Source organism: Streptomyces sp. NPDC003284 (genome assembly GCF_053589675.1).
The window spans coordinates 501555-514446 of the sequence record NZ_JBSFSI010000004.1 but is presented as its reverse complement, the minus strand read 5'-3'; the positions used below and the strand labels follow the sequence as shown (position 1 = coordinate 514446).

The 12892-nt window shown below is 74.1% G+C and carries 10 protein-coding genes; 5 read left to right on the top strand and 5 right to left on the bottom strand.

Going from position 1 to position 12892, the window contains the following annotated elements; translation table 11 throughout:
- Positions 1 to 108 precede the first annotated feature (108 nt).
- The gene (locus ACWDYF_RS12225) at positions 109 to 663 is read left to right on the top strand and encodes a nuclear transport factor 2 family protein (RefSeq protein ID WP_389465231.1); all 555 of its coding nucleotides are present in this window, start codon (positions 109 to 111) and stop codon (positions 661 to 663) included.
- A gap of 46 nt (positions 664 to 709) precedes the next feature.
- Positions 710 to 1207 (top strand): nuclear transport factor 2 family protein, encoded by a 498-nt coding sequence (locus tag ACWDYF_RS12220; RefSeq protein WP_389465234.1) that lies wholly within the window; start codon positions 710 to 712, stop codon positions 1205 to 1207.
- Here the strand turns inward: ACWDYF_RS12220 and ACWDYF_RS12215 are convergent.
- Together ACWDYF_RS12215 and ACWDYF_RS12210 are read right to left on the bottom strand one after the other, a co-directional pair.
- Positions 1191 to 1853 carry a response regulator gene (locus tag ACWDYF_RS12215; protein ID WP_389465237.1) on the bottom strand — a complete coding sequence of 221 codons (663 nt, stop codon included), beginning with the start codon at positions 1851 to 1853 and terminating at the stop codon, positions 1191 to 1193. The genes ACWDYF_RS12220 and ACWDYF_RS12215 overlap by 17 nt on opposite strands.
- A complete protein-coding gene (locus tag ACWDYF_RS12210; RefSeq protein ID WP_389465240.1) occupies positions 1850 to 3082 on the bottom strand; it encodes a sensor histidine kinase in 1233 nt (410 codons plus the stop codon). Before ACWDYF_RS12210 ends, ACWDYF_RS12215 begins: the two co-directional genes overlap by 4 nt.
- Before the next feature lie 334 nt (positions 3083 to 3416).
- Between ACWDYF_RS12210 and ACWDYF_RS12205 the strand changes: the two genes are divergently transcribed.
- On the top strand, positions 3417 to 4919 hold the full coding sequence (locus tag ACWDYF_RS12205) for an alpha/beta hydrolase family protein (protein ID WP_389465243.1): 1503 nt from the start codon (positions 3417 to 3419) through the stop codon (positions 4917 to 4919).
- Positions 4920 to 4956: 37 nt separating this feature from the next.
- Here the strand turns inward: ACWDYF_RS12205 and ACWDYF_RS12200 are convergent, their stop codons facing one another.
- The 3 genes from ACWDYF_RS12200 to ACWDYF_RS12190 form a co-directional block, all read right to left on the bottom strand.
- The gene (locus tag ACWDYF_RS12200; protein ID WP_389465246.1) at positions 4957 to 6327 is read right to left on the bottom strand and encodes a maltokinase N-terminal cap-like domain-containing protein; all 1371 of its coding nucleotides are present in this window, start codon (positions 6325 to 6327) and stop codon (positions 4957 to 4959) included.
- Positions 6324 to 8009 carry a maltose alpha-D-glucosyltransferase gene (treS, locus tag ACWDYF_RS12195; protein WP_381742363.1) on the bottom strand — a complete coding sequence of 562 codons (1686 nt, stop codon included), beginning with the start codon at positions 8007 to 8009 and terminating at the stop codon, positions 6324 to 6326. Before treS ends, ACWDYF_RS12200 begins: the two co-directional genes overlap by 4 nt.
- A 61-nt stretch (positions 8010 to 8070) precedes the next feature.
- Positions 8071 to 10038, bottom strand: a complete 1968-nt coding sequence (locus ACWDYF_RS12190) for an alpha-1,4-glucan--maltose-1-phosphate maltosyltransferase (RefSeq protein ID WP_389465249.1) — start codon at positions 10036 to 10038, stop codon at positions 8071 to 8073.
- A gap of 298 nt (positions 10039 to 10336) precedes the next feature.
- Between ACWDYF_RS12190 and ACWDYF_RS12185 the strand changes: the two genes are divergently transcribed.
- Both ACWDYF_RS12185 and ACWDYF_RS12180 read left to right on the top strand, forming a co-directional pair.
- Positions 10337 to 11164, top strand: coding sequence for a type 1 glutamine amidotransferase domain-containing protein (locus ACWDYF_RS12185; protein WP_381742091.1), 828 nt, complete (start codon positions 10337 to 10339; stop codon positions 11162 to 11164).
- Positions 11165 to 11215: 51 nt separating this feature from the next.
- Positions 11216 to 12874, top strand: coding sequence for a thiamine pyrophosphate-binding protein (locus ACWDYF_RS12180; protein ID WP_389465253.1), 1659 nt, complete (start codon positions 11216 to 11218; stop codon positions 12872 to 12874).
- Positions 12875 to 12892: the final 18 nt, after the last annotated feature.

The following is a 12892-nucleotide window of genomic DNA, read 5'->3' as shown; positions in this document are numbered from 1 at the left end:
GCGCCGGACGGCCGAGCCCGGTGCGCCACGGCCGAACGGCCGCGGCGCACCGGGCTCACCCCACTCCCCGGCACCCGCCCGCCGGCCGACCGACCCGAGGTGACCGCCATGTCCACCGCACCCCGCACCACCGCCGCACCCCGCACCACCGCGCCCGCGCCCCGTACGCCCGACGCCCACCGGACGGGTCCCGCCGGGCCCGGAGCGGCGGAGCGGCGCGACCGCAACCTGCGTACCCTGCGCCGCTACTTCACGCTGCTCGCCGCCCGCGACATCGACACCTGGATCGGCCTGTGGGCCGAGGACTGCGAGGTGCGGATGCCGTACTCCGCCGGGGACCTGCCCGCCGTGATCGAGGGCCGCGAGGCGCTGCACGCCTTCTACGCCGGACAGGCGGCGGCCTACACGCGGCTGGAGTACCCGGACACCGAACTGCACCCGCTCGACGACCCGGCCCGCGCCCTGGCCCGCTGGTACCCGCGGGCCGAACTGGCCGACGGACGGGTCTACCGCAACCACAACATAGGTCTGTTCGAGTTCACCGAGGACGGACTGATCCACCGGTTCACCGAGTACTTCAACCCGGGCTTCTTCACCGCCGAGACGGACGCCGAAGGCACTGTTCCCGACGCCCCCGACGCCCCCGCCGCACCCGCTTCCTGAGCGACGCGCCCGCACCCGCCCCGCACCCGGACCAAGGAGCGCACCCATGCCGCCGACCCCGACCCCGACCACCCCGCCCCTCACCCCCGGCGAGCGCCGGGCCCGCAACCTCGGCGCGCTGCGCCGCTACTTCGCCCTGCTGGCCGCCCGCGACCTCGACACCTGGATCGGCCTGTGGGCCGAGGACTGCACCCAGCACGTCCCCTACGCCACCGGCGGCCTGCCCGCCTCGCTGGCGGGCCGGGACGAGATACGCGCCCTCTACGGGGATATGGCCGCCGGGTTCACCCGGCTCACCTTCACCCGTACCGAGTTCCACCCGCTCGACGACCCGGACAAGGTGTTCGCCCGCTGGGAGCCGCGCTGCGAACTGGTGTCGGGCGGCGTCTACTCCAACGAGAGCGTCGGTCTGTTCGAGTTCGACGCCGCCGGACGCATCCGGCACTTCACCGAGTACTTCGACCCCGCCGGACTCGTCGAGCGGCACGACGCGTTCGGCCCGGAGCGGGCGGTGCCGGGCGGCGGTGTCACACCGGGCGGATGAGGCGGCTCTCGTAGGCGAAGATCACGGCGTGTATCCGGTCGCGGAGTCCGAGCTTGTGCAGGATCCGCCCCAGATGGGACTTCACGGTCGCCTCCGCGAGGTGCAGCGCGGCCGCGATCTCGGCGTTGGACAGACCGCGGCCCACCCGGACGAGCACGTCGCGCTCGCGCGCGGAGAGCCGCCGCAGCAGCTCGTCGCGGGCGGCATCGGCCCCGTCGGGGATGTGCGGGCGGATGTTCTCCAGCAGGAGCCGGGTGATCCGCGGGGAGACGACGGCGTCGCCCGCCGCCACACCGCGGATCGCGGCGAGCAGTTCCTCGGGCCGGGCGTTCTTCAGCAGGAAGCCAGAGGCTCCGGCGCCGAGCCCGGCGAAGGCGTACGCGTCGAGGTCGAAGGTGGTGAGGATCAGCACCCTGCTGCGCGGAGCGGCCCGGACGACCCGCCGGGTCGCCTCGATCCCGTCGGTCCCGGGCATCCGGACGTCCATGAGGACGACGTCGGGCCGCAGTTCCCGGGCGAGGCGCACCGCCTCGGCGCCGTCCGCGGCCTCCCCGACCGGTGCCATGTCGGGCTGCGCCTCCAGGACGGTGCCGAAGGCCATGCGGAGCAGCGCCTCGTCGTCGGCGATCAGGACCCGGATCGTCACGCGGACGCCTCCCCGGTGCTGCCGAGACCGAGGCGGGTGCGGACCCGCCAGCCGCCGCCCGGGAGCGGCCCGGCCCACAGCGTCCCCCCGTAGGCGGCGGCGCGCTCGCGCATGCCCGGGATGCCGTGGCCGGACGGCACGGCGCGGGGGAGGGGCGCGCGCGGGCCGCTGTCGGTGACGTCCACGGTGACGGCCTCGGCCGAGCAGCACACCCGGACCTCCGCGCGGGTGCCCGCGGGTGTGTGTCTGAGCGTGTTGGTCAAGGCTTCCTGCACCAGACGGTAGACGGTCAGCTGGGCGGTGGCGGGCACGCGGGTGTGGCCGCCGCGGAGATCGAGGCGGGTCGGCAGCCCGGCGGCGCACATCTGGTCCGCCAGGGAACGGAGTTGGGCGATGCCGGGCAGCGGGTGGCGCTCCGCCTCCGGTTCGCCGGCCCGCAGGACGCCCAGGGAGCGCCGCATGTCGGTGAGGGCCTGCCGGCCCGTCTCGGAGATCTGGCGCATCGCTCCGGTCGCCCTGTCCGGTGACCGGTGCTGGGCGTGCACGGCCGCGTCGGTGAGGGCGACCATGACGGACAGGTTGTGGGTGACGATGTCGTGCATCTCGCGGGTGATGCGGGCCCTCTCCTCGGCGACGGCCAGCCGCGCCTGCTGTTCCTGCTGCTGCTCCAGGCGCGCGGCCCGCTCCCGCACGGCCGCGAGGTAGGCACGGGCGGTCCGCGCGTTCACCCCGAGGACGGCGGCGGCCACGGTCGTCGCGGTCAGCGCGGCGAAGAGCGTCAGGAACGCGCCGTCCGCCGCCCAGCGCAGACAGGCCAGCAGCGCTCCCGCCTCCACCACGGCGGCGGCGGCCAGGGTGCGCCACCGCCCCGAGCGCGCGGCCACGGAGTGCAGCGCCACCAGCAGGGCGACGTCCGCGGGCAGTTGGACGTCCGCCAGCCACTGGACGAAGGCCGCGGCCGCCACCGCGCCGAACACGGTGAGCGGCGCCCGGCGCCGCCACAGCAGGGGCAGCGCGAGAGCGGCCGTCAGGGCGACGGCCACCGGCAGCTCCGGCGACGCGCGCCCGGTCGTCGCGCCGACGAGGAGCAGCGCGGGTAGCAGCGAGTCCGCCGCCACGGGCGGCAGCCGCAGACCCCGGAACGGTACGCCGCCCGCCCGGATCCGGTGGGCGCAGCGCGCCGCCCGCACCGGGTGGGCACGGCCGGGTTCCACGGCGGCCTCGGTCATCACACGTCCCTGTCGGTCCCACGTCGTGAGGGCCCCGGACGGGCCTCCACCGCGTACGCCCGCGCACGGGCCGGAGCCGGGCAGGCGCGGGCGGCGCGCGACCCGCGCCGCCCGGTGCGTACCGCGGCCCTGCCACCGTAGGCCGCGCGCCGCCGGAACACATGAGTCCACCGTCTGATCGCACCGCGCCGGAATGCGACCACAGGAGGAGTGCCCGTACCTCCCACGGTCGCAAAGCGGCCGCTGATCCGGTGCGGCGGGGTGCGACCGCGGTCGCACCGGAACCGGGCCCGGGACTGCGACACGGGTCGCACACGGCGGCGACCCGGGACCGATGCGGCGGCGCGTGCCCCGCGCCGACGATGGCCGGGTGACCGACATCATCACGGGGCTGTACCTGTCGCCCCCGGAAATCCTCGCCCTGCTGGGGGCCGTCGCGCTGGTGGCGGCGCGCTGGCTTCCCGCCGCCGCCCGCCCGCCCGTGACGATCGCGGCGGGAGCGGCGCTCGTCCTGTCCGCGCTCGTGCTGAGCGTGGCGGGGATCCGCTGGCAGTTGCTGCCGGTCCTGGCGGGCGCCGTCTGCGCGGCGCCGTTCGCCGTCTCTCCGCTGCTGCGCCGCCGCACCGGCCGACGGGGGTGGCGGACCCGGTGGTGGGTGGCGCTGCCGGGGTCGGTGGCCTGCGCCGGTCTGATCGCCGCGGGTCCGGTGGCCGCCTGGGCCTTCCCGGTGCCGGAGTTCCCGGAGCCGACGGGCCCCTTCGCGGTCGGCACCCGTGTGCTCCAGTGGACCGACCCGGACCGCCCCGAGACGGCCACCGCCGACCCCGCCGACCGGCGCACGGTCGTGGTCCAGCTCTGGTACCCCGCGCGGCAAAGCCCGGCGGGGGCGCGGCGGGCCCCGTACCTCGGCCGCACGGAGCAGGAGGCGCGCACCGTCTCGGGCGCCCTCGCGCGCTACGCCGGTCTCCCCGGATTCCTGGTCGACGGCGTCCCGCGGGCCCGCACCCGTGCGGTACCCGGCGCCCCGGTGGCCCGCGGCGGCGCACGGTTCCCGCTCGTGCTGTTCTCGCCCGGCCTGGGCGGCGTGCGCACACAGAACACCGCTTGGGCGGAGGAACTGGCCAGCCACGGCTATGTGGTGGCCGCGCTCGACCACCCGTACGACTCCGCCGCCGTCGTCCTCGCCGACGGCCGGACGATCCGCACCGAGGTCGCCCCCACCGGCGACGACGGCGAGGACGAGCGGCGCGCCACCGGGACGGCACGCGTCCGGGCCGCGGACCTCAGCTTCGTCCTGACCCGGCTGGGCCGTCTGGACCGGGGGGAGAGCCGCGACCCGCTGGCCGGACGGCTGGACACCGGCCGGGCCGCGGTGACCGGCCACTCCCTGGGCGGCGCCGCCGCCCTGCAAGCGGCCCGGCAGGACCGCCGGTTCGCCGCCGTCGTCGACCTGGACGGCTATCCCCGCGACCCGGTCCTGCGTCCCTTCCCCCAGCCGGTGCTGGCGCTCACCCAGGCCATCGGCCCGAAGACCGACCCGCGTTACCTGCCCCGGCTCACCGGCGTGCTCCGGCTCAGCACCGCGACGAGCTACCGGCTCACGGTCCCCGGCGCGGCACACCTCACCTTCACGGACGCGCCCCTGTACCTGCCGCCCGTGCCCTCGCTGACCGGCTCCCTGGGCCGCACCGGGAGCACACATGTCGTCGCCGCGACCACGCTCGCCTTCCTGGACACCACCCTGCGGCACCGGCCGGGGGACCTGGCCGGGACACTGTCGGCCTACGGCGACCTCAGCGTCCACCACCCCGGAGGGCGCCCGGACGGCGGCCGCTGACCGGCCCGCGCGGACGGCGCCCGGGACCGGCGGCGGCTCAGCGCAGCCCTCGCACCAGCGAACGCAGGGGGATCCACGCCCACGACGGCCGGTGCCGGGTCTCGTACAGCGCCTCGTACACCGCCTTGTCGAGCACGTACGCGCGCAGCAGCCGGGACTCGGCGGGCGTCCGGGGACCGGCGACCGCGGTGTAGCCCGCCAGGAAGGCGTCCTGCGAGCACCGCACCCACCGCTCGGCCGCCGCGTGCCCGGCGGGGTCCTCGTCCGGGGAGCCGAGGCCGTGGTGCGCGGCGTAGTCGAAGGAGCGGAGCATGCCGGCCACGTCCCGCATCGGCGAGTGCAGCCGGATCCGCTCCTCGTGCCCGGCCTGCGGCTCGCCCTCGAAGTCGAGCAGCAGCCACCTGCGCGGGGTGCGCAGCGTCTGGCCCAGATGCAGGTCGCCGTGGGTCAGCTGGGCCGGGCGCCGCCCGCCGGGCAGCGACACGAACTCGGTGAACACGCTGTGCAGTTGGTCCGTGTACGCGGCGAGCTGCGGCACCGCGCCCACCGCGTGCGACAGCCGTTCCCGGAACAGCTCGGACAGCTGCCGGCAGTCGCCGTCGCCCAGCGGGGTGTTCTCGTGCGCGGCGGCCAGCGTGCCGTGCACATCGGCCAGTACGCCGCCGAGCCGCCGCGCCGCGCCGGTGAAGCCACCGGCCGGGTCCGGGCCGCCGCCCAGCGAGCCGCGCACGCTGTCCAGCGCGGCCGACCAGCCGTCCTCGGCGTCCGGCAGGAACGTCTGCAACGTGGCCAGGGTGGCGCCGGTGCCCTCCTCCTCGATCGCGCCGAGCAGCTGCGGCACATGCGGGGAGCCCGCGTCCCGCAGCAGCCGGTGCAGCACCAGGTCGGGGCTGGCGCCCTCGGTCGGCCTGCGGAAGATCTTCAGGATGTACCGCTCGTCCAGCACCACGGAGGTGTTGCTCTGCTCCGCGCCCAGCGGGCGCACCGTCAGCGGGGCGGCGGGCAGCGCCACCCCCGGCGGCTCGGCGACGTACCGGGCGCCGTCCGCCGGGCGGTGCCCGGCGATCCGCCGCACCAGGGCGTCCACCAGCTCCGCGTCGGCCAGCGCGCCGTACACCGGGCGCCCGTCGCGGGTGCGGGCCAGCGGCGGCACCGGCGACGGCGCGTGCGGCGCGCCCACACCGAGGACCAGCAGACAGCGGCCCGCGTCGGCGCCGCTCACGTCGCGCGTCGCGACCACGGCCAGCACGCCCAGCCGGGCGGCGGTGTGGTGGAAGGCGTGGACGCGCAGCACGGCCACCGACGCCAGCGGCCGTCCCGTCCCGTCGAACCAGCGCTGCTCCGGCAGCCACCGGGCCAGCGCCCGCCGCAGCGCGGGATCACGCTGCCACGCGTTCTCGCCGGTCACGGCGCCCTCACCTCCTCGCCCGTGCCGTCGCCCAGCGCGAACCAGAACGTGCCGTACCCGGCCAGCGTCAGGCAGTACGGCGCCTCGGTCACCGCCGGGAACACCACCTGCCCGGTCAGTTCGACGGGCCGCGCGCCGGGCGGCGCGGGCATGGTGAACGACACGGCCTGCGGGGAGGCGGCGAAGTTGTTCACACACACGATGAGGTCCCGTCCGCCGTCCTCGCGCCCATGGGAGCGGACGAAGGCGAACACATGCTCGTTGGTGGTGGGCAGCTCCTCGAAGGTGCCGAGACCGAACGCCGGATGGCGCCGCCGCACCTCCAGCATCCGGCGCGTCCAGTGCAGCAGGGAGGACGGACTCGTGGACTGCGCCTCGACGTTCACGGCCTGGTAGCCGTAGACGGCGTCCATGTTGACCGGCAGGCGCAGCCGCCCGGGGTCGGCGGCGGAGAACCCGGCGTTGCGGTCCGGGGTCCACTGCATCGGGGTGCGCACCGCGTCCCGGTCGCCCAGCCAGATGTTGTCGCCCATGCCGATCTCGTCGCCGTAGTAGAGGACCGGCGAGCCGGGCAGCGACAGCAGCAGCGAGTTGAACAGTTCGAGCTGGTCGCGGTCGTTGTCCAGCAGCGGGGCGAGCCGCCGCCGGATGCCGATGTTGGCGCGCATGCGCGGGTTCTTCGCGTACTCCTTGTACATGCAGGCGCGTTCCTCCTCGCTGACCATCTCCAGCGTCAACTCGTCGTGGTTGCGCAGGAAGATGCCCCACTGGCCGGAGGACGGGATGGCCGGGGTGCCGGCCAGCACCTCGGAGACGGGCCGGCTGGTGCCGCACCGCACCGCCATGAACAGCCGTGGCATCAGCGGGAAATGGAAGGCCATGTGGCACTCGTCGCCGCCCACCGACGGATCGCCGAAGTAGGCCACAGCGTCGTCGGGCCGCTGGTTGGCCTCGGCCAGCAGCACCCGGCCCGGGTACTCGTCGTCGACGACCTTGCGCACCAGCCGCAGGAAGTCGTGGGTCTGGGGCAGGTTCTCGCAAGTGGTGCCCTCCCGGGCGAAGAGGTACGGCACGGCGTCCAGCCGGAAGCCGTCGACGCCCAGGTCGAGCCAGAACCGCAGCGAGTCCAGCATGGCGTCCTGCACCAGCGGGTTGTCGTAGTTGAGGTCCGGCTGGTGGGAGAAGAAGCGGTGCCAGTAGTACTGGCCGCGCACCGGGTCGAAGGTCCAGTTGGAGGTCTCGGTGTCGACGAAGATGATCCGCGCGTCCGGATAGCCGCGGTCGTCGTCGGCCCACATGTAGAAGTCGCCGTACGGGCCCGCCGGGTCGCTGCGCGACGCCTGGAACCACGGGTGGGCGTCCGAGGTGTGGTTCATCACCAGGTCGATGATCACCCGCAGTCCGCGCTCGTGCGCCGCGTCCAGCAGCGCCACGAAGTCGTCGATGCTGCCGAACTCCGGCAGCACGGTGCGGTAGTCGCTGATGTCGTACCCGCCGTCGCGCAGCGGCGAGGCGTAGAAGGGCGGCAGCCACAGGCAGTCGACGCCCAGCCACTTCAGATAGTCCAGCTTCTCGGTCAGCCCGCGCAGGTCCCCGGTGCCGTCCGCGTTGCTGTCGAAGAACGAGCGGACCAGGACCTCGTAGAAGACGGCCCGCTTGAACCAGTCCGGTTCCACGGGCATCGGACGGACCGGCGCGAAGTCGCCGGCGTCGGGCAGCAGGACGCCCTCGGCGCGGTGCGGCTCAGTCATGGCTCACCACGGTCAGGATCTTGGCGACCGCCGTGCGCGGATCCAGCGCGACCGGGGTGGCGGAGGTCCACTCGGAGACCTCGCCGCCGACCTCGTCCCGCAGCAGCAGCCGGGCGCCGGGGGCCGTCCGGAAGACCTCGGGTACGTCGTGCACGATTCCCTCCTCGGGGCGGTGGGGGCTCAGGGTGACCACGCACAGCACCGTCTCGCCCGATGCCGGATCGGTCTTGGCGTACGCCAGCAGCGCGTCGTTGCCGACGTCCAGGAAACGCACCCGGCGCAGCTGCTGGAGCGCGGGGTGCGCGCGCCGTACACGGTTCAGCAGGGTGAGCCACGGGGCCAGGCTGCGGCCCCGCGCCTCGGCGGCGGCGAAGTCCCGGGGCCGCAGCTGGTACTTCTCCGAGTCCAGGTACTCCTCGCTGCCGTGCCGCACCGGCCGGTGCTCGTACAGCTCGTAGCCGGAGTACACGCCCCAGGTGGGGGAGAGGGTGGCGGCGAGCGCGGCCCGCAGCGCGAACATCGCGGGACCGCCGTGCTGGAGCGTGGCGTGCAGGATGTCCGGGGTGTTCACGAACAGGTTGGGCCGCAGGAAGTGCGCGCCCTCGGCCAGTTCGGTCGCGTACGACGTCAGCTCCTCCTTGGTGGTGCGCCAGGTGAAGTACGTGTACGACTGGGTGAACCCGGCCTTCGCCAGGCCCTGGAGCACCGCCGGGCGGGTGAACGCCTCGGCGAGGAAGAGCACGTCCGGGTGGGTCTCCTTCACCCGCCAGATCAGCCGGTCCCAGAACGCGAGCGGCTTGGTGTGCGGATTGTCCACGCGGAAGACCCGCACCCCCTGCGCCACCCAGAACAGCACGATCCGCAGGAGTTCCGCGTACAGCCCCTCGGGGTCGTTGTCGAAGTTCAGCGGATAGATGTCCTGGTACGCCTTGGGCGGGTTCTCCGCGTAGGCGATCGTGCCGTCCGGGCGGGTGCTGAACCACTCCGGGTGCTCGCGCACCCAGGGATGGTCCGGCGAGCACTGGAAGGCCAGGTCGAGGGCGACCTCCAGGCCGAGCCCGGCCGCCGCCGACACGAACGCCCGGAAGTCCGCCAGGGTGCCCAGCCGCGGATGCACGGCGTCGTGGCCGCCCTCGGCGGAACCCACCGCCCAGGGCGAACCGACGTCCTCGGGCCCGGCGTCCAGCGTGTTGTTGGGGCCCTTGCGGTGCGAGCGGCCGACGGGATGGACCGGCGGCAGGTACACCACGTCGAAGCCCATCGCCGCGATCCGCGGCAGTTCGCGCTCCGCCGTGGCGAACGTGCCGTGCACGGCGGCGCCCCGCGGATCCCGCCCGCCGGTCGAGCGCGGGAACATCTCGTACCAGGAGCCGTACAGCGCCCGGCGCCGGTCCACCCAGATCCGGTGCTCGGGGCCCCGGGTCAGCAGGTCCCGCAGCGGACTCGCGGCCACCAGCGCGCGTACCTCCTCCCCGAGAGCCGCCTCCAGACGCCGGGCCAGCGGCAGGTCCGCGCGCCGCAGCCGGGCCGCCGCGTGCAGCGGGACATGCGGCCGGCCGCTCTGCTGGGCCAGCCGCTCCAGCAGCCGGGCGCCGCTCTCCAGGTCGGCGGCGAGCGCGGCGGCCGACTGCCCGGCGTCCCGCTTGGCACGTACGCCGTGCAGCCAGGACCGCCACGGATCGCCCCAGGCGTCGACCCGGTAGGTCCACATGCCCTCCCGGTCCGGGACGATCACCGCACTGAAGCGGTCCAGACCGGGATCGTCGAGCTCCATGGGGACGGTCCGGGGCGGCGAAGCGCCGTCCGCCGGGGCCAGCACGACATCGGCGGCGACGGCCTCATGGCCCTCGCGCCAGACCGTCGCGTGCACCGGGACATGCTCGCCCACGACCGCCTTCGCCGGATGCGAACCATCGCTGACAACCGGCTCGACCTCGGATATAGCCAATCTGCCGATCATTGCTTCCACTCCCTGTGTGAGGGGTTCCGGGCAATAGTGCGGAAGCGGCCGCGGTTTTCCGAGGTGTGGCGCCGAGGCGCCCGCTCACTGCGTCAACTTCCGCAGAACGCGCGAGCGCCGCCCACGCCGGTCACCTGCACGTATTCGGTTGACTTCGACAAGTTGTCGCGCACCGCAGCCGGTGCCTTGCCCCGCTCGCACACCCCGCGTTGTACTCGGATGGTCCGTCTGGAGAAATACGTTCCAGATATCAGGCACCGCCGCTGGAAATCCGGCGCGCATCATCGTGGAGGAATTCGTGTCCAAGCGGATACTTGTCGTCCTGTCCGAGTACGGATATTGGGGGGAGGAACTCGTGGGGCCCGTCGAGGCATTCGACGCCCGCGGATATCAGGTCACTTTCATGACGCCCACCGGAAAGCGCGCGCAGGCGCTGCCGCCGAGCCTGGACGCCGACTACATCGACCCGCCGCTCGGCCGCTCGGTGACCACCCGGGACATGGCCCGCCGGGCCGCGGAACTCGACGCGTCCGACCGGCTCGACAACCCGCTGAGCCTGCAGAGCCTGGTGCCCGAGCGCCCCTACTACAGCGCCCTCAACCACCTCAGGGAGGTCGAGGACTACCACCGCCGTCTCGACTCCGCCCTGACCGACCTGGTCTCCGGCTTCGACGCCCTGGTCATCGTCGGCGGCAGCGGACCCATCGTCGACCTCGCCAACAACGAGCGCCTGCACGAGGTCGTCCTGGGCTTCGTCGCCGCCGACAAGCCCATCCTCGCCGAGTGCTACGGCGTCGCCGTCCTCGCCTTCGCGCGGGACCTGGAGAGCCGCACGAGCCTGCTGTGGGGCAAGCACGTCACCGGCCACCCCAAGGAGTACGACTACAAGGACGGCACCGGCTTCATCGGCGTCGAGTTCAACATGGGCCCGCCGCCGTACCCGCTGGAGTACATCCTGCGCGACGCGACCGGCCCCGACGGCGCCTTCCACGGCAACGTCGGCAAGGAGACGTCCGTCATCGTCGACCACCCCTTCGTCACCGCGCGCTCCACGCCCGACTCCGAACTCGGCGGCCGGAAGCTGGTGGAGGTCCTGGAGGACGGACTGCGCCGCTACGGCTGGTAGCCACCGCGTCCACCCCCGCAGCGCGACTCCCCGCCCAGGAAAGGAAATCCCATGTCCGCGAGGCCCGCCAAGGCCGCCCTCTTCGAGCAGCTCGCCGCCGACGGCATCTCCCACATGTTCGGCAACCCGGGAACCGTGGAACAGGGCTTCCTGGACGAGCTGGAACGCCACGACCTGACCTACGTCCTGGCGCTGCACGAGGGCGCGGCCGTCGGCATGGCCGACGGGTACGCCCGCGCCGGCCGCCGCCCCGCCCTGGTCCAGCTGCACAGCGGCGTGGGCCTGGGCAACGGCATCGGCATGCTCTACCAGGCCAGACGCGGCGGATCGCCCCTGGTCGTCCTGGTCGGCGAGGCGGGCATCCGCTACGACGCCATGGACGGCCAGATGGCCGCCGACCTGGTGGCGATGGCCCGGCCCGTCACCAAGTACGCCACCCGGGTCACCGACGTCCGCTCGACGCTGCGCGTGCTGCGCCGCGCCGTCAAGACCGCCATGACACCGCCGCTCGGCCCGGTCGTCGTCGTCCTGCCCGCCGACATCATGGACGAGCTGACCTCGGAGCCGGCCGTGCCGACCTCCGTGCCCGACACCCGCAGCGTCCCGGCCCCGCAGGCGGTGCGCGAGGCCGCCCGGCTCCTCGGCCCGGCCCGCAACCCGCTGATCCTGATGGGCGACGGCGTCGCCGCCAGCGGAGCCCAGCGCGAACTGACCGATGTCGCCGAGCGGTTGGGCGCCCCCGTGTGGGGCGTGAACTGCTCCGAGGTCAACTTCGACACCACCCACCCGCTGTACGGGGGCCAGACGGGGCACATGTTCGGCAAGGACAGCGCCAAGGTGGTGGCCGGGGCCGACGCCGTCCTGATCGTGGGCACCTATGTCTTCCCCGAGGTCTTCCCCGACCTGGACAGCCCCTTCGACCCCGGCGCGAGGATCGTGCACATCGACCTCGACGCGTACGAGATCGCGAAGAACTTCCCCGTCGACCTCGGACTCGTCGCCGATCCCCGGCTCGCCCTGGCCGCGCTCGCCGCGGAACTGGGCCCGGACGGGCCGGCCGGACCCGGCTCGGCCGACCGGGCGGCCCGGCTCCCGGAGCGGGCCCGCACCCGGACACCGGCGTCGGCTGCTCCGGCTCCGGCGCCCGCACCGGAAGCCGACGCGTCGCTGATGGACGTCTTCGCCCGGACCCTGGCCGCCCGCGCGCCCGAAGGGCTGACCGTCTTCGACGAGGCCCTGACCGCCTCCGGACCCCTCGCCCGCCATCTGCCGCCGCGCGAGCCGGGCCGCTTCTTCCAGACCCGGGGCGGCTCGCTCGGGGTCGGCATCCCCGGCGCCCTCGGCATCAAACTGGCCCGCCCCGAGCTGCCGGTGATCGCCTTCACCGGGGACGGCGGCAGCATGTACACCATCCAGGCGCTGTGGACCGCGGCCCGCGAGGACATCGACGCCAAGTTCGTGATCTGCAACAACGGCCGCTACCGGCTGCTCGACCTCAACATCGCGCAGTACTGGGGCGAGCTGGGCATCGCCCCGCACGACGCGCCCGGCTCCTTCGACCTCACCCGCCCCGACATCGGCTTCGCCGACCTGGCCCGCGCCCTCGGTGTGCCCGCCCGGCGCGTGGAGAAGGCGGACGAGGTGGCGAGCGCGATCGAGGAGATGTGGGCGCACCAGGGCCCGTACCTGATCGACCTCGTCATCGACTGAGACGATCCGGACCGCCGT

What these genes read in the sequence shown, in the direction of transcription:
- treS (WP_381742363.1), bottom strand. Translation starts at nt 8,009, where the DNA reads ATGCCCGTGGAACCGGACTGGTTCAAGCGGGCCGTCTTCTACGAGGTC.
- ACWDYF_RS12205 (WP_389465243.1), top strand. Translation starts at nt 3,417, where the DNA reads ATGCGGCGGCGCGTGCCCCGCGCCGACGATGGCCGGGTGACCGACATC.
- ACWDYF_RS12220 (WP_389465234.1), top strand. Translation starts at nt 710, where the DNA reads ATGCCGCCGACCCCGACCCCGACCACCCCGCCCCTCACCCCCGGCGAG.
- ACWDYF_RS12225 (WP_389465231.1), top strand. Translation starts at nt 109, where the DNA reads ATGTCCACCGCACCCCGCACCACCGCCGCACCCCGCACCACCGCGCCC.
- ACWDYF_RS12190 (WP_389465249.1), bottom strand. Translation starts at nt 10,038, where the DNA reads ATGATCGGCAGATTGGCTATATCCGAGGTCGAGCCGGTTGTCAGCGAT.
- ACWDYF_RS12180 (WP_389465253.1), top strand. Translation starts at nt 11,216, where the DNA reads ATGTCCGCGAGGCCCGCCAAGGCCGCCCTCTTCGAGCAGCTCGCCGCC.
- ACWDYF_RS12210 (WP_389465240.1), bottom strand. Translation starts at nt 3,082, where the DNA reads ATGACCGAGGCCGCCGTGGAACCCGGCCGTGCCCACCCGGTGCGGGCG.